A 21,140-nucleotide genomic window follows, 5' to 3' on the forward strand; every position below is an offset into this window, starting at 1 on the left:
GGTCAGCCTCCCAATGCCCGAACCGTGGCGTTGAAGAAATCGTTGTCGAGTATGGCCTCGGCGCCCTTCGGCTTGGCCCGCGAACTGAGCACGGTGATCAGAATTTTGCGGCGCGGATTGACATAGATATACTGGCCGAAGATACCGCGCGCCGAATATGCGCCGTCCTCGAACGAACCTTTCGCGTCCGCCACCGGCCACCACATATAGCCGTAATCGACCTGCTTGCCGCCGATCAGGCGCGGAGACGCCGCCTCGCGCAGCCAGTTTTCCGGCAGGATGCGTTCGCCATCGATGACACCATTATCAAGAATGAAACGGGCAAAGCGGGTATAGTCACGCAGGGTGGCGCAGATGCCCGACCCGGCGACTTCGAGGCCATCCTTCGCCTCCAGCCACCAGCAAGCGTCGGCCTCCATGCCGAGGCGCGACCAGATATTTTCCGACAGGTAATCGGAAAGCCACTTGCCGGTGGCGGCCTTGACCAGCGCGCCGACCACATGGGTTTCGCCAGTCGAATAGTTCCACACCGTACCCGGCGCAGCGACGCGCTTCAGGGTCGTCATGTAGCGCATAATGGCGTCGGGCTTTTGCGCCACCTGAAGGTCGAGCATATGGCGGCGCTCGGAATTCGGATCGGTGTGGGTGTCGTCCCACGCCACGCCGGAGGTCATCTGCATAAGCTGCTGGATGGTGACACCATCATAGGCCGTGCCGATCAGTTGCGGCAAATAGCGCGTCAGCATGTCCTCGACACCGCCGATCAAACCGTCCTGAATGGCCGCGCCGATCAGGGTGGTGGCGAACGACTTGGCCATCGACATCGACAGCCAGCGCGAGGTTTCGTTCATGCCGAGGTCGTAATGCTCTAACACCACCTTGTCATCCTGCATGACCAGCAGGCCAGAGACGCGGTTGCGCGACACGTAATCGTAGAGATCATATTCCGTATTACCGGCGTTGATCGGAAAATCCTTGAGGAACTGCGCGCCGTAGGCCAGCGGCCGAACCGTGCCGCCCCGCCGGATGGTGCGCGTAGCGAAGGCATGTTCGGTATTTTGCAGGGTATGGGCCTGGAAATCCGGCATCAGGTTGCCGGCGTAGAGATCAACCATCGACCCCACCTGGCCCTCGGTAAAATCGGCGCTGCCGGATCTGGACCTGAGTGATGACTGTTCGCGGGGGGTCCAGACCGTGCGGTCGGATCGCGGGCCGTTCGGATGCAAGCTCAGGTCGTTCAACGCAGGTCCCCTGTCGGAAAGAATACCTCAAAAGCCCTACAGGCAAGCGGCGATCTTACGAAGGTGCGTAGCGATGAAACGGCGGTGCGCGTGGAACACCACGAATATTTTCCCAAATGTTTTTAATTACTTGAGTTGCTTCTCAGCAGGCTTAATCAGGCAGCGTTCGAGATGCGCATTTCGACATGCTGGCCGGTATCCGCGACCATGTTCACTAGGGCGTCAAGTCCGAACAAATCGATCTTGCCGCGTTGCAGATCGGAAATGCGTGGTTGCGTAACGCTGAGCAGTTTGGCGGCTTGCGCCTGAGTCAACTCTTCACGGGCAATATAATCCTTCAGGGCGGTCATCAGCATGGCGCGAAGACGCATATTTTCCGCCTGGGCAGAGGTCGTCTCGATGGCGTCCCACACACTGTCAAATCGTTCATTGCTCATGGCTTCACTTCCCTAACAAGGTCTCGATAGCGAGACTCTGCAATATCCAGATCCCGTTTCGCTGTTTTCTGCGTCTTCTTTTGAAAGCAATGAAGAACATAAACAGCGTCTGAAAATTTGGCGACGTAGATGACCCGAAAAGCGCCCGCTTCATCACGGATGCGGATTTCCTGAACGCCGCTCCCCATGCCACTCATGGGCTTCCAGTCGTCAGGCTCATAGCCATGCTGAACACGATCAAGCTGATATCCCGCCGCGCGTTTCGCCGGAAGCGGAAAATCACGCAAATCGCTGAGCGAGCTACCTCTGAATTCCAACGGTTTCGCAATTGCCATCGCCAATTTATACAAATTTTTGTATAAATGTCAAGATACCCGTCAGGCCGCGTTGGCTTGCTTGCCGAGCGTATCGATCAGCCACCGGCGGTAGCGGCGGATCAGCGGCGTATCCCAGCGATCGGCGCGGCTGTAGATCAGGTACTTGCCCTCGGCATAGGGCTGGAAGGCCGGATTGCCCTTGCCGACCTCGACCAGTTCGCCCGATTGCAGGAAACTGTCGGCGATCAGGTAGTTGATCAGCGCCACGCCGCGTCCGTGAATGGCGGCGTCGAGCGTCAGATGGCCTTGCCACAGGCGCGGACCGGTCAGGTCGAGTTCGTCATAGACGCCGTGCGCCGCCAGCCAGTGCGCCCAGGTGTCGAAATCATATTCGTGCAGCAGACGCTGCCCGACCAGATCGGCGGGTGTTGCGATCCCCGGCGCCGAAGCCAGATACTCGGCGCTGGCCACCGCGATGATCGGCACGGTGGCGACCTCCTGGAATTGCATCCCCGGCGCAGGCTTGGCCAGCGTGCGGTAGGACGGCACGAAACGGATCTCGATATCGGTTTCGTAGAGGCCGTTTTCCGGGCTGCGGTCGGTCGGGCGCAGTTCGATCTCGACGTCCGGATTGAGCTTCTCGAACATGCCGACACGGCGCGACATCCAGTGCAGGGCAAAGCCGGGCGCGCAGGAAATATGCAGGTGATTATGATAGCCACGCCGCATCAGATCGATGGTGGAGGCGGCGATGGAATCCATCGCGCTGGCGATTTCCCTGTGATAGCGCCGGCCGTCCTCGGTCAGGGCCACGCCGCTGGGCGTTCGCTCGATCAGCTTGGCGCCGGTCCATTGTTCGAGCGTCTTGAGGTGGCGGCTGATAACAGCATGGTCACGGCCGAGGCTGCGCGCCGCCTGGCGAACCCCGCCGAGGCGCGCCACGGCGTCAAAGGCGCGCAAGGCCTCGAACGGCGGAATCGTCTTGCGCGAAGGCGGGCTATAGGCCGGTTCGTTACGCTCTTCCCTCGATCGTTCCATAAGCTACGCCACCTTTTACAACAGACGATGATTAACACCCAAAAGCCGTAACCTGTAAAGGGACGCCGGCGAAGGGGGCTTCGCCGGCGCGGGTACGCTACACATCGGGTTTGCGCTTAAAACGAATACCCGACCTTGACGCCGACAACGCGCGGACGCGTGCGGTTGGCATTGGCCCAGCCCTGGTAAGGGTCGATGGACTTGTTCTGGTCGAACAGGTTGGTGGCGTAGAGTTCATACGACACCGAGCCGACTTCCGCGCCCAGGCGGACATTGACCAGATCGAGCGCGTCGGACATCTGCGGCAGGGCCGACGGCGCAAAGGACGAGCGATCGATATAGCTGACCGCATCCCGATGGCTGTAGTCGAGGCGGGCAAAGCCGGGGACATTTTCCGCCCAGTCGAAGTCGTAATTGGCGCCGAGCGTATAGCTGTACTTCGGCGTGTAATCGACGCGATCGCCAACGATATTCACCTGGTCGCCGGGATCGGTGTCAACAATGACACTATCGAGATAAGCCGCATTGGCCGTCAGGGTCAGGTGATCCGTCGCTTTCCACGCCAGGCTGCCTTCGACGCCCTTGATCTCGACCTCGCCGATATTGCTCGATTCCGACAGATAGGCCCCACCTTGCAGGATCAGGCGGCGACGAACCATATCCGTGTATTGGGTAAAGAAGGTCGCCACGTCGAACTGAAGTTTGCCGCCGGCGGCAATGCCCTTGGTGCCGATTTCATAGGTCAGGACCTTTTCCGGATTGTAGTTGTGGCCAACCGCCGCCGCGTTAAACCCGCCGCTGCGGAAGCCCTTGGAAATGCTGGCGTAGAGGTTAGCCTTGGGCGCATACTTGTAGGAGAGATAGACGCGCGGATCGACCGACTCGAACGTATCCTCGTCGTGAGGTTCGTTGCCCGTGGGATGGCTATACAGGATCAGGCTGGTCTGGTCGTCATGGAAGTAACGGATGCCGCCGCCGATCGTCAATTTGTCCGTCAGGTGATAGGCGCCATCGGCGAAAATCGAATAGTTCTTCGAGGTGGATTCGCTGATGTAATAAAGGCCGTCATATACGTCGCCACCGCCGCTATAGAGGTCACCGTCAGGCGCATAGCTATAGGCGTAGTCATCATCCATGCGGCGCTGACCGTCGGCATAATAGGCGCCGATCGTCCATTCAAACGGCTTGCCCGATGAGGCCAGCCGGATTTCCTGGGTGAACTGTTTGGCGCTGACATAGCGCTCGTCATTACCTTCGGTGATGCCGTAGGAATAGTTACCCGGACGGGCGATATAGGTGAACGGATATTCGTGATGGTGATCGACGAAGCTGGTGGCGCTGGTCAACCTGGCGAAGCCGAAATCATAGTTCAGTTCAAGGCTGTAGACGTCAAAGTTGAAAACCTTGGGAATCAGCACAGTGGCCGGATCGATAGCGATATCGACCGTGCGGTCGGCTTCTTCATAGCCCATGCCGAGTTCGGTTTCGGCGCGGTGCACCTGGATCATCGCCTTGGCGTCAAAGTTTTCGGTCGGCTTCCACAGCAAGGTGGCGCGCAGATTGGTCAGTTCTGTGCCGTTGCCATTCTCGATGCCGGCTTCGGGCTGGTCGATCCAGCCGCCACCGCTTTCATAAGAACCGGCGACGCGCAGGGCCAGTTTGTCCTCGATGAGCGGCACATTGATCACGCCCGTCACCTTGCCGCCGGCTTCGCCGTGCGCCACGCCGTAACCTTCGGCCTCGATGCTGCCCTCATAGCGATTGAGGTTCGGCTGATTGGTGATGTAGCGGATGGTGCCGCCGGCCGATCCCTGGCCGTAGAGCGTACCCTGCGGGCCTTTCAGCACTTCGACGCGCTTGAGGTCGAGCGCGACCGGGCTGAGCTGGTCATAACCGCTGAGCGACAGGGGCGCTTCATCGAGATAGAGCGAAACGAGCGCGCCGGAACCCGACTGGTTGGCGAGGCCGCGGATGAAGACCGTATAGGAGCCGGGACCGTCTTCACGCATGGTCAGACCGGGCACCTGGAAGGACAGGTCCTGGATGCTTTCGATGCCCCGCTTCTTCAGTTCCTCGCCGCCGACAGCGGTGATGCCCATCGGCACGTCGATCAGGCGCTGGCTGCGCTTCTGGGCGGTGACGATGACCTCGATCGTATCGTCAGCCGGCGCGGCGGCGGCTTCCTGAGCAACAGCGGTGAAGGCCATGCCTTGCGTCAGCGCCAGACAGGACGCTCCCAACAACGCGGTTTTCATTCCGGTAAGCTTCATTTCAACAAATCCCCTGTGCCTGTGGTTGTTCCACTTGAGACCCCAGTGTTGTGAGTGTGACCAATTTATGAACAGGCGCTGAAACGATCCCCTGCGGTGCGTCACGCGCACCACAGGGGTGCGGCCTATTGCCGTTTGCCGGTCTGCCGCCACTGGCCGGGGTTGATCACAAGCTCTCCAGGCGTCTTGAAACTCAGAACCAGGGGATACCGGCCAGGGACGAAATATTCGCCGTTATCAAGGGGTTGCAGTTCAGTCTTGGCATCCGTGGCGATAGCGAAAGCCTTGCGCTGGCCGGTCGCCTGGGCATAGAGCTTGCCGCCTTCATTGGTCACCTTCACCGTGACGAAACTGGAGAAGCGATAGTCGCCGCTATATGTCTTGAGTGTCTTTTCCGACACAGGGGCCACCGCCACCGGCGCCGGCTGGGCGGGCTGTTCGGGCACCGAATTGAGGATGGCGTCCCACATCACGTCCGAAATGAGCGCTCCCAGTTCCGGATTGATCAGGCCGTCGGGCGCGTCGATCTCGCCAGTCGAGATGGCGTAGAGCACATCACCGTCACCCATCGAGGCGAAGGGCTGGATGCCGCGCGCCATCGAGGTATGGACCTGAACGGCCAGACGCTGCAACTCGGCCGGGTCCATCTTCTGGTTGACGACAATCAGGCTGATGGTGGTGTTGCGCTTCGGGCCGCTGATCGTATCCCAGCCGGCTTTCCGGCTTTCCGGCAGGTTGTGCATCAGGTCGGTGACGGTGACGCCCTTGGGCCATGACGGATCGTTGTTACAGGCGGCGATCGTACCGTCGCGGTTGGTGACCACGCCATAGGCGTTGACGACGGTGAAGGCGGCGATCTTCAGGTCACCGATCTGACGGAAGGCGCCGCCCTGCCCCGAATGCGCCTGGCAACCGAAGAAGTCGCCGGTTTCTGCCATCCGTCCGGCGCCCGCCGAGCCATTACGGAAGATGCCGGGAACGGCGGCGCGGAAAGCCGCCTGGGCCAGCTTCTTGTCCGGGTAGATCTCATTGAGCCGGCGGGGACCATAATCATAGATGATCGACCCGACCGACATGGCCACGCTGTCCCAGTTGCCGGTATTGAAGCCATCGTCCTTCAGTGCCGTGCCGACCGCCGTGGCGGTTTCCAGTCCGTACCACGAGCCACCGGACAGCACGACCGCGTTCACTTCGGGCACATTGTAATGCAGGTTGAGATATTCGGTATTGACCGTCCCCGGTCCGCCGCCACGCACATCGACCGCGCCCAGCACCTTGCGGCCAAAACGGAAAACCGTCACGCCGGTCGGCCCTTCGCTGTATTCGCCGGTGCCGATGCTGAGCATGGGCCAGTCGAAGGTCAGCGCCTTGCCGCCGGCATTGAGCACCGGCTTGAGATTGGCCTGGGAATCCGGCGGCACGGGCGCATCCGCCGCGAAAGCTGGTGTTAAAAGCATGGCGCCGGCAAGCAGCGCGGACAGGCAGGTGGCGACTTTCAGCATTGGTCTATATCCCCATGTGTGGTTATGCGCCGAACTTGCGCCAATACAGCGCGGGCGCGGATTGCGAAAAGGGTCGGGCGCGGTGATCTGACATCACCACTCGCCGCCTCGAACGCGCTTTTGGTGATGGATACGCACCATTGCATACCGGTTTCGCATCTTCCGCAAGCGCGCGGCGCGGCATATGACTTGAAAAACAACCGCTGCTTCGAGACGAATCCATGGCCGAACCGATTTTCCCGCCGCCGTCGCAATATGCTGAAGGCCCTTATGGCGCCGCCGATCCGGCCGCTATCGTCCGGCAATATCCGTTCGCCACCCTGATCTCGCCCGATCTGCACGCCACGCTGACCCCAATCATTTTTGAATTCGACGACAGCGAGGCCACGATGATCGGCCATATGGCGCGCCGCAATCCGCACGCCGCAGCGCTGACCGATGGCCAGGCGGTTCTGGCGGTTTTCAATGGACCGCGCACCTATATTTCGCCGCGCTGGTATGCCGAAAAGCTGACCGTGCCGACCTGGGACTATATCAGCGCCCGCGTACGCGGCATCCTGCAACCGATCGACGACGACGCCTCGCAACTGGCGATCCTGCGCCGGACAATCGCCCTGATGGAATCGCACTGGACCAATCCGTGGACGATGGAAGACGCGCCGGAGGGCAAGGTCATGGAACTGCTACCGATGATCCGCTCGTTTCGCATCCATGTCAAAAGCATCGACGGCACCACCAAACTCAACCAGACTCATCCGGTCGGCGACCGCCAGAGAGTAATCGATGGCCTGAGCGCAATGCCCGGCCTCAGCGACGCCCAGGCCATCGCCGACCTGATGAACGACCTGCCGGATTGATACGCAATATTTTTGCGCTGTTTTCGCTAAATCTTCGAGAACACCGCGCCGTTTTCGCAGTTTCACCGATAGTCCGGCAGCATATCCCGCCGTCTCTGGCATAGGCTATCCACAATACCGTTCCCCGGACTGACACCATGCAAACCTCACTCGAATCGCGCGCCCTCGCCGCAGGGACAGGCGGTTATCTCACCATTGATCTGGATGCGCTGACCGCCAACTACCGGCAATTGTCGGCCCAAACCGAAAGCGAGGCCGGAAACGCCGTGACCGGCGCCGTGGTCAAGGCCGACGCCTACGGACTTGGGGCCATACGGGTATCCGCGGCCTTATACACGGCCGGTTGCCGGCAATTCTTTGTCGCCCAGGCATGTGAGGCGTTTGATCTGCGTCCGCACCTGCCAGCCGATGCCGCGCTCTATGTGCTCAATGGCCTCCCGGAAGGCAGCGAAACGGCCTCCGCCGATCTGGACATCATTCCCGTGCTCAATTCACCCCAGCAAATTGCCCGTTGGGTAGATGTGGCGAAGGCGCGCGGCCTGCGCCTGCCCGCCGTGGTGCAGTTCGATACCGGCATGGCGCGACTGGGCCTTTCCCCTGAAGAGACACGCGCCCTCGCCGCTGCCCCCGAATCCCTGGCAGCGCTCGATATCCGCTTCATCATGAGCCATCTTGCCTGCGCCGATACGCCGGAACATGCCGCCAATGCCAGGCAACTGACGCATATGCGCGAGGTCAGCGCCCTGTTTCCCGGCGTACCGGTCAGTTTCGCCAATTCCGGCGGGCTTTTTTTGGGGCCGGATTTCCTGCAACACCTGACGCGCCCAGGCATCGCCCTTTACGGCGGCGCACCCAATAACGCCGGTCCGAACCCGATGCGGCCGGTCATCAGCCTGCATGTCGCGGTGATCCAGACGCGCACCGTGCCCGCCGGTACGCAAATCGGCTATGGCGGCACTTTTACGGCTGAGCACGACATGCGGCTGGCGACTATCAGCGCCGGCTACGCCGATGGCCTGCCGCGTGTCTTGAGCCATCACGGCGCGGCGTGGTTCGGCGATATCCGCCTGCCCATCGTCGGGCGCATATCGATGGACAGCCTGATGCTCGATATCAGCGCCCTGTCCGATGATTTGCCCGCCGGCAGCTTCGTCGAACTGATAGGGCCGCATCAGACGATCGACGCCATCGCCGCCAACGCCGGCACCATTTCCTACGAAATCCTGACGGCGCTGGGCCGCCGCTTCTATCGTGAATATGTGGGGCTTGAATGAAAATTCTTATTCTGGGCGCCGGCGTGATCGGCGTCACCTCCGCCTGGTATCTGGCAAAAGCCGGCCATGAGGTCACCGTCATTGATCGCCAGCCGGGCGCCGCGCTGGAAACCAGTTTCGCCAATGCCGGTGAGGTCTCACCCGGTTATTCCTCGCCGTGGGCCGCACCCGGCATCCCGCAAAAGGCGCTGAAGTGGCTGTTCATGGAACATGCGCCGCTGATCGTGCGCCCGACGGTTGATCCGGCCACCGTGCGCTGGATGCTCTCCATGCTGCGCAACTGCACCAGGGCACGCTACACACGCAACAAGGGCCGCATGGTGCGCATCGCCGAATATTCGCGCGACTGCCTGATGCGCTTACGCGCCGAGACCGGCATCCAGTATGACCAGCGCACGCAAGGCACGCTCGAAGTCTTCCGCAGCCAGAAGCAGATCGACAATATCGGCAAGGATGTCGAGGTGCTGAAGGCCGGCGGCGTGCCGTTCGAGATATTGGACGCTGCCGGCTGCGCCAAGGCCGAACCGGGTATCGACGCCAGCAAGATTGTCGGCGGCCTGCGCCTGCCGAATGACGAGACCGGCGACTGCTACAAATTCACCACCGCGCTTGCTGAACGGGCGGAAGCGCTTGGCGTCAAATTCATCTATAATGTCGATATCCGCGGCCTGCGCCGTGATGGCCCCAATGACGGTCAACGCATCACCGCCGTCGAAACGGATCAGGGCCACTACGAAGCCGATATCTTTATCGGCGCGCTCGGCAGCTATACGCCGAAGCTGGTGAAGCCGCTGGGTCTCGACCTGCCGGTCTATCCGGTCAAGGGCTATTCGATCACCGTGCCGATCATCAATGAGGCCCGCGCCCCCGTCTCGACCGTGATGGACGAAACCTACAAGGTGGCGATTACCCGCTTGGGCGACCGTATCCGCATCGGCGGCATGGCCGAGATCGCCCGCTTCAGCACCGACCTGCCCCCCGCCCGCCAGGCCGCCCTCGTTCATTCGGTGGAAGACCTGTTTGGTGGCGCCGGTGATCAGTCGCAAGCGAAGTTCTGGTCGGGCCTGCGCCCGATGACGCCGGACGGCACACCGGTGATCGGCCGAACCCGCTATGACAATTTCTGGCTCAATACCGGCCACGGCACGCTCGGCTGGACCATGAGTTGCGGCTCGGCGCGCGTTCTGGCCGATATGATCAGCGGCATCAGGCCTGAGATCGAAACCGCCGACCTGTCGATCGGGCGCTATGGCTGACGCTATTTCTCCAGCCTGGCCGATCCCCAGGTAACAACGACCGGCAGTTCATTCGCCGCCGCCTCACTCGCCGATACCAATTCTATAATCTTGTGCCCGGCAATATCGGCCACAATATCGCGGGGGTGATCGCCAAACTTCATCGGCGGCGTTTTGGTGACCAGCTTGCCATCGGCATAGACCGAAAAGGTCACCGGATGGGCGCGGTTCTGGGTCGAGTCGTCCACGCCGACCGTGGCGCGGAACGAGCTGTAACCGCCGGTATTTTTGACCTGCAAAAGCGAGTTGCCCAATACGCCGATACCGCTCTCATAATGTTGCCCGGCGACCTGCAAAGCCTGGCCGTAGGGCGTCGTGTCAGCCTGCGCGCCACCCCAACCGGCATATTGCGGCCGGGCGCTGCCGGAAGTGGTGCCGGCCCAGGGGTCGATCATCCGGTGGATCGTCGGGTCCGGAACAGGTGTTTTCACGCCGTCATCCGCCACATTGATCGCGCCCGGAATCTCTGACAGATAGACGCCATCGGCCAGCTCGCGGCTCCCGCTTGCGGAAAACACCTGCGTTTCGTGCGGCGCCAGCTTGACGGCCAGTTGCCCCGTGAATTCGCTTTTGGCTTTCGACCACAGATCGACCAGTTCGACCGGCGCGTCATCCCGCAGTTTCAGGTGGCTGGCCAGCAGGGTCACCGTCACCGGCGACGCTGTGCGGTTGAACAGGGCCACCGCCTTGCGGTGATCGGCCATCGTTTTTACCAGAATCTGCGCGTCGTCGGAATCGTAGGCGATGGTCGCCTGGTTGCCGGCGGGGTCCTGATCGACGGCGATCAGGTCGGCGTTGCGCCAGATGTCCAGAAGTACTGTCGGTGCTTTTCTCAGATCATAGCTGATCAGCAAGGGCGCGCTCATCATGGCCCAGAGCGAGAAATGCGACCTGGCCTCGGTCAGGTGACCGGCGTCAAACTCACCTTCGCCAATGAACAGGATATCCGGATCGTTCCAGTGGCCCGGCCCGGCATAGAGCGCCCGCTTGGCCACGCTGTCATAGTTGTGCAGCATACTCGACCAGTTGGGCGTGATATCGCTTGAGGTCCGCCACGAACTGCCGACATCCTTACCCCATGACCGGACATCGGCCATGCCCCAGTCGCAGAGGGAGAACACATAGTCCTGATCGGGATTTGCGGCCTTCAGGGCGGCGGCCACGCGCGCATAGCGCTTTTGCACGCTGGCATCGTCCGTCCGGTTTATGGCGTCACGGTAGATTTCCGGTTTCAGGCCGATATAGCCATTGTCCTTCACCAGCTTGGAGTCCGGTGCGAAATCGGCCAGCCCGCAGGCGTCTACCTTGAGATAGTCAAAGCCCCATTCGCCGAAATAGAGGTTTATATCCTGCTCGACATGGCCATCAAGCCCGACCTGCCGCTCCTCGGCCGTGCCTTCGGGCAGGTTCGGTGAATGCAGATCGAAGGCCTGCGAACAGGCGTTGCGGCCAACATCGGTATAGAGGCCCGCCTTCAGGCCCATCGCATGGAGGCGGTCGGTAAACGGGCGAAAACTGGTGTTCCCGTCAGGCGTATCCGCCGAGGGGAAGATGCTGGTCCGGACAATCATGCGCCCATCGGTAAGCCGGCGCTTGCGCCACCAGCCATCATCGAGATTGACATAGGTATAGCCCAGCTTCGCCAGCCCGTCATCGACCAGCGCCTGCGCCGCTCCCATTACCTTGTCTTCGTCAACCTCGGTGCGAAAGGCGTTCCAGCTATTCCAGCCCATCGGCGGTGTCTTCGCGGCGCCGGCCTCATTGCCCAGCCAGACGCCCTTTGCAACCGGTTGTGCGAAGGCCGAAAGCGGAGAAATCAGGGCCACCATGACACTGGCGATCAGAAGTTGGGTTTTTAGGCGCATGGATACTTTCCCTGTTTATTTCGCATTGCCGGTCAGCGCTTTAACCTCGGCCTTCCAGTAGGCCGGCAGGTCGCCATAGGTATCGAATCCCGCCTGCCAGTCGCCGCTAACATCTATCACATAGAGATAGTCCGGCGCATAGACATCCGACGCCCGCAACACGGCGCCCAGTTCCTTATCGGTCGGAATATTATTGATGATATGCCAGACCTCGGCGCCCTTCGATTTGGCCAGGTCGGTCGCCACCTTGATCTGCTTGTAATCATTGACGTAATGCTGGCCGTCATTCTCGAACAGCACGATCATTTCGCCCGGCGAAGTAGCCCCGACCGCGCAGACATCCGGCATCCCGACATTGAAGATGATCTTGCCGTCTGGCCGGTATTTCGCCACCAGGGCGCGCAGTTTTTGATATTCGGCGTCGAACAAAGCGCAATCATAATCCGCCGGCGCGGTTTCATCGAAAAAGATGCCCTTGAGGTCCGGCATCCGCTCGAAATAGGTCTTCACCTGCCCTTCTATGCGCGCCCAGGTCTGGCACTTGCCGTCCGTATTGCAGTCGTGATTGAAATAGCCGGTCGGCACATAGGCGTAGAGACGCAGGTCGTGCTTTTTCGCCCGGCGGAAAACATCCTTGTAAATGCCGAGATCATCGACCGGCGTGTCGATCGACCCTTTCACCAGTATGCCGCTGCTGGGATTGATCAGCGCGACCGTATGATCCGGAATGCGCTCGAAATTCTCAACCCTGTGCCCCCAGTAACTGACCACGGCCAGTTGCGGTTTCGCCACCGCTACGGCGGGCGCCAGCCAGATCAGCAGGAGCAAAAGATATATCTTCATTGGCCGCCTTTCAGATGATCGATATACTGGCTGTGCACTGGCAGCGCCGAGGCGCGCTGGCCGATCATCTTGCGCAGTTGCGCCATCCGGTTCAGGAATTCCTCTCTCGGCATGGCGTCGGCCAGCGGATGATAGGTTTTCGGACGAAGCCCCTGCCCCATCAGCACCGAAAACCAGCTTGAGTCCTTGAACAGGTCCTGAGGGAATTCAAGCAGGAGGCCTTCGGACGCAAACACCTCAAGCCGCATACGCAGCGTATCGGGAATATCCATCGCGCGGCACTGACGCCAGAAGGGCGTATCCTCGCGCTCCGTCAGCTTGTAATGGGCGATCAGAAAGTCACGAATACAGGCATATTCGGCGTTCATGTCGTCGTTGAATTTCGTCCGCACGCCTGGATTTACCGGACCGCGCGGAAACAACGCCATCAGCCGCGCCAGCGCGCTTTGCACCAGATAGATCGATGTCGATTCCAGCGGCTCCAGGAATCCCGACGCCAAACCCAGGGAAACGACATTCTTCTCCCACATGCGGGCGCGGTGCCCCGCCGTGAATTTCAGCAGCCTCGGTTCGGCCAGCGCCTTGCCCTCCAGGCGGCCGAGCAGCTTTTCGGCGGCTTCGTCATCTCCCGCGAAGGCGTCGCAATAGACGTAACCGTTGCCCGTCCGGTGCTGGAGCGGAATGCGCCACTGCCACCCGGCCTCATAAGCGGTGACGCGGGTATAGGGCGCCGGCGGTCCGGCGGTTTCACACGGCGCAACAACCGCGCGATTGCATGGCAACCACTGGCTCCAGTCCTGGTAAGGCACGCCCAGTGTCTTGCCAATCAGCAAGGCCGAAAAGCCTGAGCAATCGATGAACAGATCGCCCTCGATCGTCCGTCCGTCTTCCAGTGAGAGGCCGGTAACGTCGCCGCTGTCCGGGTTGAGATGGACATCCTTTACCCGTCCTTCGATGCGAACGGTCCCGCGCACCTCGCTGTAGCGCCGCAGGAAGGCGGCATAGAGGCTGGCGTCGAATTGATAAGCCTTGTTCAATTTGATCTGCGGCAGATCGGTGGCGGTGGGACCGCAGCGCCCCGACCGGATCGCCAGGGTTTCCATATTGAACTGGCCGTAGTCCTTCGCGCCCTCATGGGCCGCCAGACGCAGCCAGTAGTGATGGAAGCCGATGCCCTCCATATTCATGCCATAGGCGCCGAATGGATGCAGATAACTATGGCCGATCCGGGTCCAGTCGATGAACTCGATACCCAGCTTGAAGGTGGCCTCGGTCTCGCGGATCAGATCGGCTTCCTCAATGCCCAGGATCGAATTGAACAGATTGATCATGGGTATGGTCGATTCACCGACGCCGACCGTGCCGATTTCGGCCGATTCAACAAGGGTGACGGAGAGGCTTTCGCCGTAGACCTTCGACAGACAGGCCGCCGCCATCCAGCCGGCGGTGCCGCCGCCCAGAATGACGACCCTCTGCATTTTGGACACGGATTCAGTCATTGACGAAGGCCTGGCGTTTTAAAGTGAAAAGGCGGCGCGCAGCCTAACCGCTGCGCGCCTTAAGTGATCCATGCCGCCGGGGAACGGCGGGAAAGGGCATGGACGTAAGGTTTAGTACTTGATCCGCACACTCAACTGGATACGGCGATCGAAGGCGAAGGTCCCGGCCGGCAGGAACAAGGGCGCCTGATCGGGATTGGCCGCCGTTGGCCCCAAAACCTCCTGGAAGATCTTCGGACGGGTATCGAGCAGGTTGGTGCCTTGCAGGTCGATTTCCGTGTGGGAATTGAGCGCATAGCGCAGCGAACCGTCGAGGAAACCTTCGGCCTGGTTCCACACCGGGAAGCCGATGCAGCAGTCATTGACCGAATTGACGTATTTCGACCGCCAGTTATAGGCCAGGCGTCCGCCGAACGATCCCTTGTCGTACATCACGATCAGATTATAGGAGTCATCCGAAAGCTGTTCCAGACGGCCCGGATTGATCATGCCGTCCTGCGCCGAGCGCGTGATGGTGGAGCCATCCGCCGTATCGAGCGTCAGGTTGGAATTCTGCACGCCTTCATTATGCAGGTGCGTGTAGTTGGCCTGGATGCCGAGGCCGTCAAATGGCGCGGGCAGGAAGGTGAAGTATTGCTGATAAGCCACTTCAAAACCCTTGACGCTGGCCCCTTCTCCGTTGACCGGACCATGCACGGCGACATCGCGGGTGACGCCGTTATGGGTTATCGGAACAACGAAGGTGCCGTTCTGGATATAGTCGTGGAACTTCTTCGAGAAGATATCAAAGCTGAACGAACCGACCTCGGCGAAGTAACGCTCGACGGACAGGTCGAACTGATCGGCCGTGATAGCCTTCAGGCGCGCATTGCCCGTGCTGCCGGAATAGCCAAAGATATAGCTGCTCGGATTGCCCGCGCCATCCAGTACAATGCTCGGATTGCCGACGGTGATCGCCGATTGCGGCACAAAGCTGCGTTGCAGCGTCGTGTAGTTCTTGAGCAGGCCGATATCCGGCATGTACATGCCACGCGAGGCGGCAAAGCGCACGATCCAGTTTTCCGGCAGCGAGAACTTCAGGTTCAGGCTGGGCAGGGTATAGGTATGCTTGGTCTTGACCGTCGAACTGGCGAAACCGCCGTCCGAGAAAGCCTGATCGTCGAGCGAATTCTGCCCCAGGCATCCGGGCGAAATGGCGTACTGATTGGGACCGAGGGCGGCAATCTGCTCCGGCGTGAGCGGCACGCAGTTCGTTTCGTCAAAGGTGAACGGCACGGCGAAATTGGTGGCGCCGATGCTGGTCAGGTTGGTCTGGACCACCCGCACGCCGACATTACCCGACAGGCTAATATCGCCGAAGACAACGGCGTCAGGCCCGCCGAATTTCAGCATGGCATAGGCGGAATCCTGCTTCAGATTGACATTGAGGATTTCACCCGGCTGGAAGCAACTGCCGGCGATATTGGCGGCGCGCATACAGATCGGATCCCAGTTCGATGAGGGCGTCTTGCCGCCGGCCTTCTGCGTCGTCATGCCAAAGGTCTGCTCCATCAAATTGATATCCTTGAGATATTCCGGATTGATGGTGACGAACTGGCTCTGCCCGATCAGGCCATCCAGCATTCCGCTGTCGCCGAAGGCCCGCGTCTGCCAGTAGGTGCCGGGATAACCCGCGAAGTTCGCCGTAGCCGGCGCATCGAGGTGGAAGGAATCGGCGGGATTGGCGCCCCAGTTGCTGGAAATGCTCTGCCAGTTATAGGCCGACCATTTATTGAGCTGGTCGCGCTCCGACATCCGGACGCCGACACGCAGTTCGTTCAGCCACGGGCCATCGAAGGCATAGGCGCCATCGATTCGGAAGGCGTTCATGGTGGCCTTGGAATCTTCCAGGTGGTCCATGATCGATTCATTGAAGTAGTTGCGATAATCGGACATCGGATCCGTGCCGACGACATTATAGCCTGACGGCGCCGAGAAGCTCAGCTTCGGCAGATCGCCGGTCAGGTCCAGGCCCACATTGGCGTAGGTGCCGTTGCGGTAGGTTATATCGTAGTGCGTATTGACGGACAGGACATGCTGCGCGTCAAAGGTCAGCTTGAGCCGATCGGTCGGCGTCCAGACGAAATTGAGCGCGGTGTCTTCGACCGTGCGGCTTTCGGTTGAGTAACGGGTTGCCAGATTGACCGCAGGCCCCAGGCGGCACGGCTGGTTGGCATGGGTGACATCGGATTTCAGGCACGGCTGGTAAATCGGCTTATCGATGCCGTACTGGCCATAGGTGCCGTATTGGTCGGTCGAACCGACCTGATATTCGCCGGTGGACCAGTCGGCGATGCTGCCATAGCCCCATCCACCGGCAGAGGCCGTAATGACGCCGTTCTGGAACATGCCGTTGCTGCCGAAGGTGAACGGCGTACCACCACCGGCTTCATTGATGCCCAGGCCCGGCGCATCGGGCGGCGCGATCAGGCTGCCGTCCGTCCATACGGTCGATTCATTGGTCGTGGCCGGATCGACCCACGCCCAGAAACTGAGCAACTGGTCTTCGTTCCAGGTGTTTTCGTAGGTTGATTTGTTGTACTGGAGCGTCGCCTTGAAATGATTGTCGGTGCTGGCCCACTGGCCGGCCAGGGAAATGCCCTTGCGCGTCCGGTCGTAGACGGTGTTGTTGTAGCTGATGCCGGACGGGATGAAGTTCATCTGGTCCGAATAGACGCCGGCGGCGAACGGCATCATGCGCGGCAGGGTCGCCCCCTGGCTGGTGGTTTCAATATTGGAATAGGCAATATCACCGAGGAAGCCGAAATCACCCAGTTCGGTGCGCCAGCGGTTGGAATAGAGCGCCGATCCCGATGGCGTCCATTTTTTGCTGAGATCGCCGTAATCACCCTCGATCGTGGCGGAGATAAGCTGGCCCTTCTGATCGAACGGCAGGCGTGTGCGCAGGTTGACCGTGCCGGCAATACCGCCTTCCAGCATGTCCGCCGTCAGGTTCTTGTAGGTATCGACACCCGCCAGCATTTCCGGCGACACGTCTTCCCAGCTCAGGCCGGCAGCCGAACCGGCGCTGAAGATATCGCGGCCGTTGAATTCGGCCTTCACCTGCTGAAGACCACGAATAATCACGCCCGTCGGTTCGGCCGGGAAGTGCATGACATCTCCGCCGGCGACCGAACGCATGACGGTCACGCCGGGCACGCGCTGCAAGGCCTCGGCGACCGACTTATCCGGGAAGGCGCCGATATCCGTGGCGGTGATGGAATCGACGATCGTATCGGCGCTCCTCTTGACATCCTGAGCCGTCTTCAGCGCCTTGCGGGACCCGACGACGACGATGGTCGTATCGAGCGCCTTATCGGCGTTTTCCGTGGCGTCCGTATCCTGCGGCGCCGCATAGGCATGATTCACGCCCCCTATCAATCCGCAAAACAGCGCCATCGTCAGCGCCGTGCGCGAAACACCGCATTTATGTTTCCTGGTCTTCATCCCTCTGTCTTCCCTTTTTCATTTTAAGCTACAAGAGCTACAGTCATGATGCTACATTTACTACAAATGTCAAACCCTGTTAGACGTCACGCAAAATTATATGACAATTAACAAGGCGCCTGTTGCAAATCAGACACTACCGGCTCCGCTGACGGGCTAACCTGCGATTGATCAATTTTCCGAACCCAGACAAGGTTTTCGGTGGCAATATCCGGGTGAAAGAGCCATGTCTGCGTCCAGCCAGTGTCCGGGACCAATGCGCTCCATTTAAAAATTGACTTATCAAAAAACTGTAGCCCATATTATGTAGCGAAGCTACGCATAAGGAAAAATCGATGTCCGCGCTCAAAGCCTGCGTCTCCCTCCTGGCGCTCCTGACCCTGCCGGGCCTGCATTCGGCGGCCGCCGCCGGTGAATTACAGACCTTCGGCAACCAGAATGCCGCCCTGACATGGACGGTCGATGGCGGCCAAATGTCGGATTTCCGTTTCAGCGACAAATTGACCGACCGTACCTTAAGCGTCACCGCGCCTTTCACCGTCTCGCTCCAAGATGGCCCGCCCCTGACACTGGCCGATCTTGACCTGACCGCCCCTTTGCGCGTGGTGACTGTACCGGGCAATGCAAAGGCTTCCCGGCTTTCCGAAACGCAAGTGCGCCAGGAAATTCAGGGCAGTTTCACCGACAAGGACGGCCGGCTGCGTATCGAGTGGCGGCTGGTGCAGCCCGAAGGGGCCAAATATGTGCGGGAAGTCGTCACCCTCACGGCGCTGAAGCAGGACGAGATGATTCCGCAGGTGCGTCTCATGGACCTGAACGCGCCGGGCGCGGAAATATCCGGCAAGGTCAATGGTTCACCCATCGTGGCGGGCAATGATTATGTGATGTTCGAAAACCCGCTGGCCTACAGCCATGCCATCGTGGAATCAGACGCGGCCTGGACCCAGATCGACAATGCCCTGCCCCTGCGCAAGGGCCAGAGCGTAACCTGGTCCGCCGTCATCGGCGTCACTTCGCCCGGTCAGTTGCGCCGCGATTTCCTCGGCTATATCGAAGCCGAACGCGCCCACCCTTACCGCACCTTCCTGCATTATAATTCCTGGTACGACATCGGCTATGACACAGCCTATACCGAGGCCGATGCGCTCGACCGCATCCATGCTTTCGGCGAAGAACTGGCTGTCAAGCGCGGCGTGAAAATCGACTCCTTCCTGTTTGATGACGGCTGGGATGACATGTCCGGCAGTTGGAAATTCAGCAAAGCCTTCCCGCACGGTTTCATCCCCTTGCGCGACGCCGCCGCTAAATACGGCGCGGCGCCCGGCGTCTGGCTGTCGCCGTGGGGCGGATACAACAAGAACAAGGCGGCGCGCATCGCCAACAGCCAGACTACCGGTTATGAGATCATCGACGGCGGCTTCGCCCTCTCCGGCCCGAAATATTATGATGATTTCCGCGAGGCGACGCTCGATCTCGTCACCCGGCAGGGCGTCAACCAGTTCAAGCTCGACGGCACCGGCAATGCCGGCAAGGTGTTCCCCGGCAGCCGTTTCAACAGTGATTTCGACGCCGCCATCCATCTGATCGATGACCTGCGCGCCGCCCGGCCGGACCTGTTCATCAACGTCACCACCGGCACCTATCCCTCGCCGGCCTGGCTGATCTATGCCGACTCTATCTGGCGGGGCGGTCAGGATCATGCCTTCACCGGCGTCGGCTCCGATCGCCAGCGCTGGATGACCTACCGTGACCGCGAGGAATACCAGAATATCGTTATCGGCGGACCATTGTTTCCGCTCAATTCCGTCGTGCTGCATGGCGTAATCTATGCCCAGCACGCTATCGGTCTCGATACCGATCCGAAACATGAATTTGCTGACGAGGTTCATTCCTATTTCGGCAGCGGCACAGCCTTGCAGGAAATGTACATCACCCCGTCCCTGCTCAACGCATCGGACTGGGATACGCTGGCCGAGGCGGCGAACTGGTCGCGGGCAAACGCCGATATCCTGAAAGATACCCACTGGATCGGTGGTGATCCGGGTCAGCTTGAGGTCTATGGCTGGGCCGCCTGGTCACCACGCCAGGGCACCCTCACCCTGCGCAATCCCTCGGATCAGGCGCAGGCCTATGCGCTGGATATCGGAATTGCCCTAGAACTGCCCGCCGACGCCGCCATGATCTACGCCGCCCGCAGTCCGTGGAAAAATGCCAAAACGCCGGACATGACACTGACGGCCGGCCAAGCCGTTATGCTGCATCTGCAACCGTTCGAGGTGATAACGCTCGACCTGACGCCGGTCAGTCGCCCGTAGGCAGGTAATGCTGCTGCGGCGACACGGCCGAAGAGACGCGACGCAGGGTCTCCATGGCCGGCTTGCCGATCATCAGCGCCACCCGGTCGGCGATGCAATCGAGCACGAACATCTGCGCGAAGCGGACCGGGTTGGGCTGGTGGTACGGAATGTCCGTCGCCAGTTCGATGGGGATCAGGATATCCACGAGGCCGGCCAGCGTGCTTTCCTGCGGCGCCATGGCGATACAATTGGCGCCGTAACTACGGGCGATGCGCGCACTTTCCGCCAGGGTTTCCGGTTCGCCGGTCGATGAGACGATGAGCACGCAATCGCCCTTTTTCAGGGTGGCGGCCATCATGCGCTGCATGTAGCTGTCGACATGGGCCACCGCGCGCAATCCCAGACGGAAGAAACGGTTCTGCGCCTCCATCGCAAGTATGGCCGAACTGCCGCCGACCCCGAATACCGCAATCGTCGATGACGCCATCAGAACCTTGGCCGCCGCATCGATCTGCTCGAAATGCCCGGTTTCACTGACCGACCGCAAGGCGATGGCGACGCTGGCGGTCAGCCGGTCGAACCGTTCATCGCCGGTCTGGCCGCTATTGTCTTCGCCACCGATAGATGTCGGTGCCTTGGCGAACTTCTGCTCAAGCACCAGCGATTGCGCCAGGTGTTTCTTGAATTCTTTAAATCCCTCGCAACCGATCGACCGGCAGTAACGAATAACCGAGGGTTCGCTGACTCCGATCCGGTTGGCGAAGCTCTTGATGCTGACATCGACCACCGTGGCCGGATCGCGGAGGATCTCCTCGCCGATCTTCAGATTTACCCCCTCTTCATGCGGGGCGCGTTCGCGGATGGTGGTCAGGATGTCATTCAATACGGTCATGTCCGCCGTTGTAGCAAAATTACACTG

15 protein-coding genes are annotated in these 21,140 nt (G+C 60.3%); 4 read left to right on the top strand and 11 right to left on the bottom strand.

The genetic code is table 11. The features are described from left to right. Positions 1-2: 2 nt before the first annotated feature. From VL130_RS09845 to VL130_RS09870, 6 genes are all read right to left on the bottom strand, one after another. Positions 3-1,241, bottom strand: a complete 1,239-nt coding sequence (locus VL130_RS09845) for a serine hydrolase (RefSeq protein ID WP_325362701.1) — start codon at positions 1,239-1,241, stop codon at positions 3-5. 155 nt (positions 1,242-1,396) lie between these two features. Further along, positions 1,397-1,678 carry a helix-turn-helix domain-containing protein gene (locus VL130_RS09850; protein ID WP_325362702.1) on the bottom strand — a complete coding sequence of 94 codons (282 nt, stop codon included), beginning with the start codon at positions 1,676-1,678 and terminating at the stop codon, positions 1,397-1,399. Then, positions 1,675-2,013 (bottom strand): type II toxin-antitoxin system RelE/ParE family toxin, encoded by a 339-nt coding sequence (locus VL130_RS09855; RefSeq protein WP_325362703.1) that lies wholly within the window; start codon positions 2,011-2,013, stop codon positions 1,675-1,677. The genes VL130_RS09850 and VL130_RS09855 overlap by 4 nt, the downstream gene beginning before the upstream one ends. A gap of 42 nt (positions 2,014-2,055) precedes the next feature. Continuing rightward, entirely contained in the window at positions 2,056-3,033 is a 978-nt protein-coding gene (locus tag VL130_RS09860; RefSeq protein ID WP_325362704.1) for a LysR substrate-binding domain-containing protein, read from the bottom strand. A gap of 116 nt (positions 3,034-3,149) precedes the next feature. Next, positions 3,150-5,288: a TonB-dependent receptor gene (locus tag VL130_RS09865; RefSeq protein WP_325362705.1), complete on the bottom strand. Its 2,139-nt coding sequence runs from the start codon at positions 5,286-5,288 to the stop codon at positions 3,150-3,152. Between the two features lie 140 nt (positions 5,289-5,428). Beyond that, positions 5,429-6,805 (bottom strand): P1 family peptidase, encoded by a 1,377-nt coding sequence (locus VL130_RS09870; RefSeq protein WP_325362706.1) that lies wholly within the window; start codon positions 6,803-6,805, stop codon positions 5,429-5,431. 221 nt (positions 6,806-7,026) lie between these two features. Here VL130_RS09870 and VL130_RS09875 point away from each other — a divergent pair, with 221 nt between their 5' ends. The 3 genes from VL130_RS09875 (at position 7,027) to VL130_RS09885 (ending at position 10,192) form a co-directional block, all read left to right on the top strand. After that, entirely contained in the window at positions 7,027-7,662 is a 636-nt protein-coding gene (locus VL130_RS09875) for an FMN-binding negative transcriptional regulator (RefSeq protein WP_325362707.1), read from the top strand. 137 nt (positions 7,663-7,799) lie between these two features. Then, positions 7,800-8,936, top strand: a complete 1,137-nt coding sequence (gene alr, locus VL130_RS09880) for an alanine racemase (RefSeq protein ID WP_325362708.1) — start codon at positions 7,800-7,802, stop codon at positions 8,934-8,936. Further along, positions 8,933-10,192 carry a D-amino acid dehydrogenase gene (locus tag VL130_RS09885; protein WP_325362709.1) on the top strand — a complete coding sequence of 420 codons (1,260 nt, stop codon included), beginning with the start codon at positions 8,933-8,935 and terminating at the stop codon, positions 10,190-10,192. The genes alr and VL130_RS09885 overlap by 4 nt, the downstream gene beginning before the upstream one ends. Positions 10,193-10,194: 2 nt before the next feature. Here VL130_RS09885 and VL130_RS09890 read toward each other — a convergent pair whose 3' ends face one another. From VL130_RS09890 to VL130_RS09905, 4 genes are all read right to left on the bottom strand, one after another. Then, a complete protein-coding gene (locus tag VL130_RS09890; protein WP_325362710.1) occupies positions 10,195-12,096 on the bottom strand; it encodes an NPCBM/NEW2 domain-containing protein in 1,902 nt (633 codons plus the stop codon). Positions 12,097-12,111: 15 nt separating this feature from the next. Further along, positions 12,112-12,939, bottom strand: a complete 828-nt coding sequence (locus VL130_RS09895; RefSeq protein ID WP_325362711.1) for a spherulation-specific family 4 protein — start codon at positions 12,937-12,939, stop codon at positions 12,112-12,114. Continuing rightward, complete coding sequence (locus VL130_RS09900; protein ID WP_325362712.1) at positions 12,936-14,438, bottom strand: tryptophan halogenase family protein; 1,503 nt, start codon at positions 14,436-14,438, stop codon at positions 12,936-12,938. The genes VL130_RS09895 and VL130_RS09900 overlap by 4 nt, the downstream gene beginning before the upstream one ends. A gap of 111 nt (positions 14,439-14,549) precedes the next feature. Further along, positions 14,550-17,924, bottom strand: a complete 3,375-nt coding sequence (locus VL130_RS09905) for a TonB-dependent receptor (RefSeq protein ID WP_325362713.1) — start codon at positions 17,922-17,924, stop codon at positions 14,550-14,552. Positions 17,925-18,259: 335 nt separating this feature from the next. On the opposite strand from VL130_RS09905, the gene VL130_RS09910 reads away from it, so the two are divergent. Continuing rightward, a complete protein-coding gene (locus tag VL130_RS09910; RefSeq protein ID WP_325362715.1) occupies positions 18,260-20,239 on the top strand; it encodes a hypothetical protein in 1,980 nt (659 codons plus the stop codon). Here VL130_RS09910 and VL130_RS09915 read toward each other — a convergent pair. Continuing rightward, positions 20,226-21,113: a MurR/RpiR family transcriptional regulator gene (locus tag VL130_RS09915; protein ID WP_325362716.1), complete on the bottom strand. Its 888-nt coding sequence runs from the start codon at positions 21,111-21,113 to the stop codon at positions 20,226-20,228. The two genes, VL130_RS09910 and VL130_RS09915, sit on opposite strands and share 14 nt — an antisense overlap. Between the last annotated feature and the right edge of the window lie 27 nt (positions 21,114-21,140).

Origin of the sequence: Asticcacaulis sp., assembly GCF_035497195.1 — a bacterium.
Classification (GTDB): domain Bacteria; phylum Pseudomonadota; class Alphaproteobacteria; order Caulobacterales; family Caulobacteraceae; genus Asticcacaulis.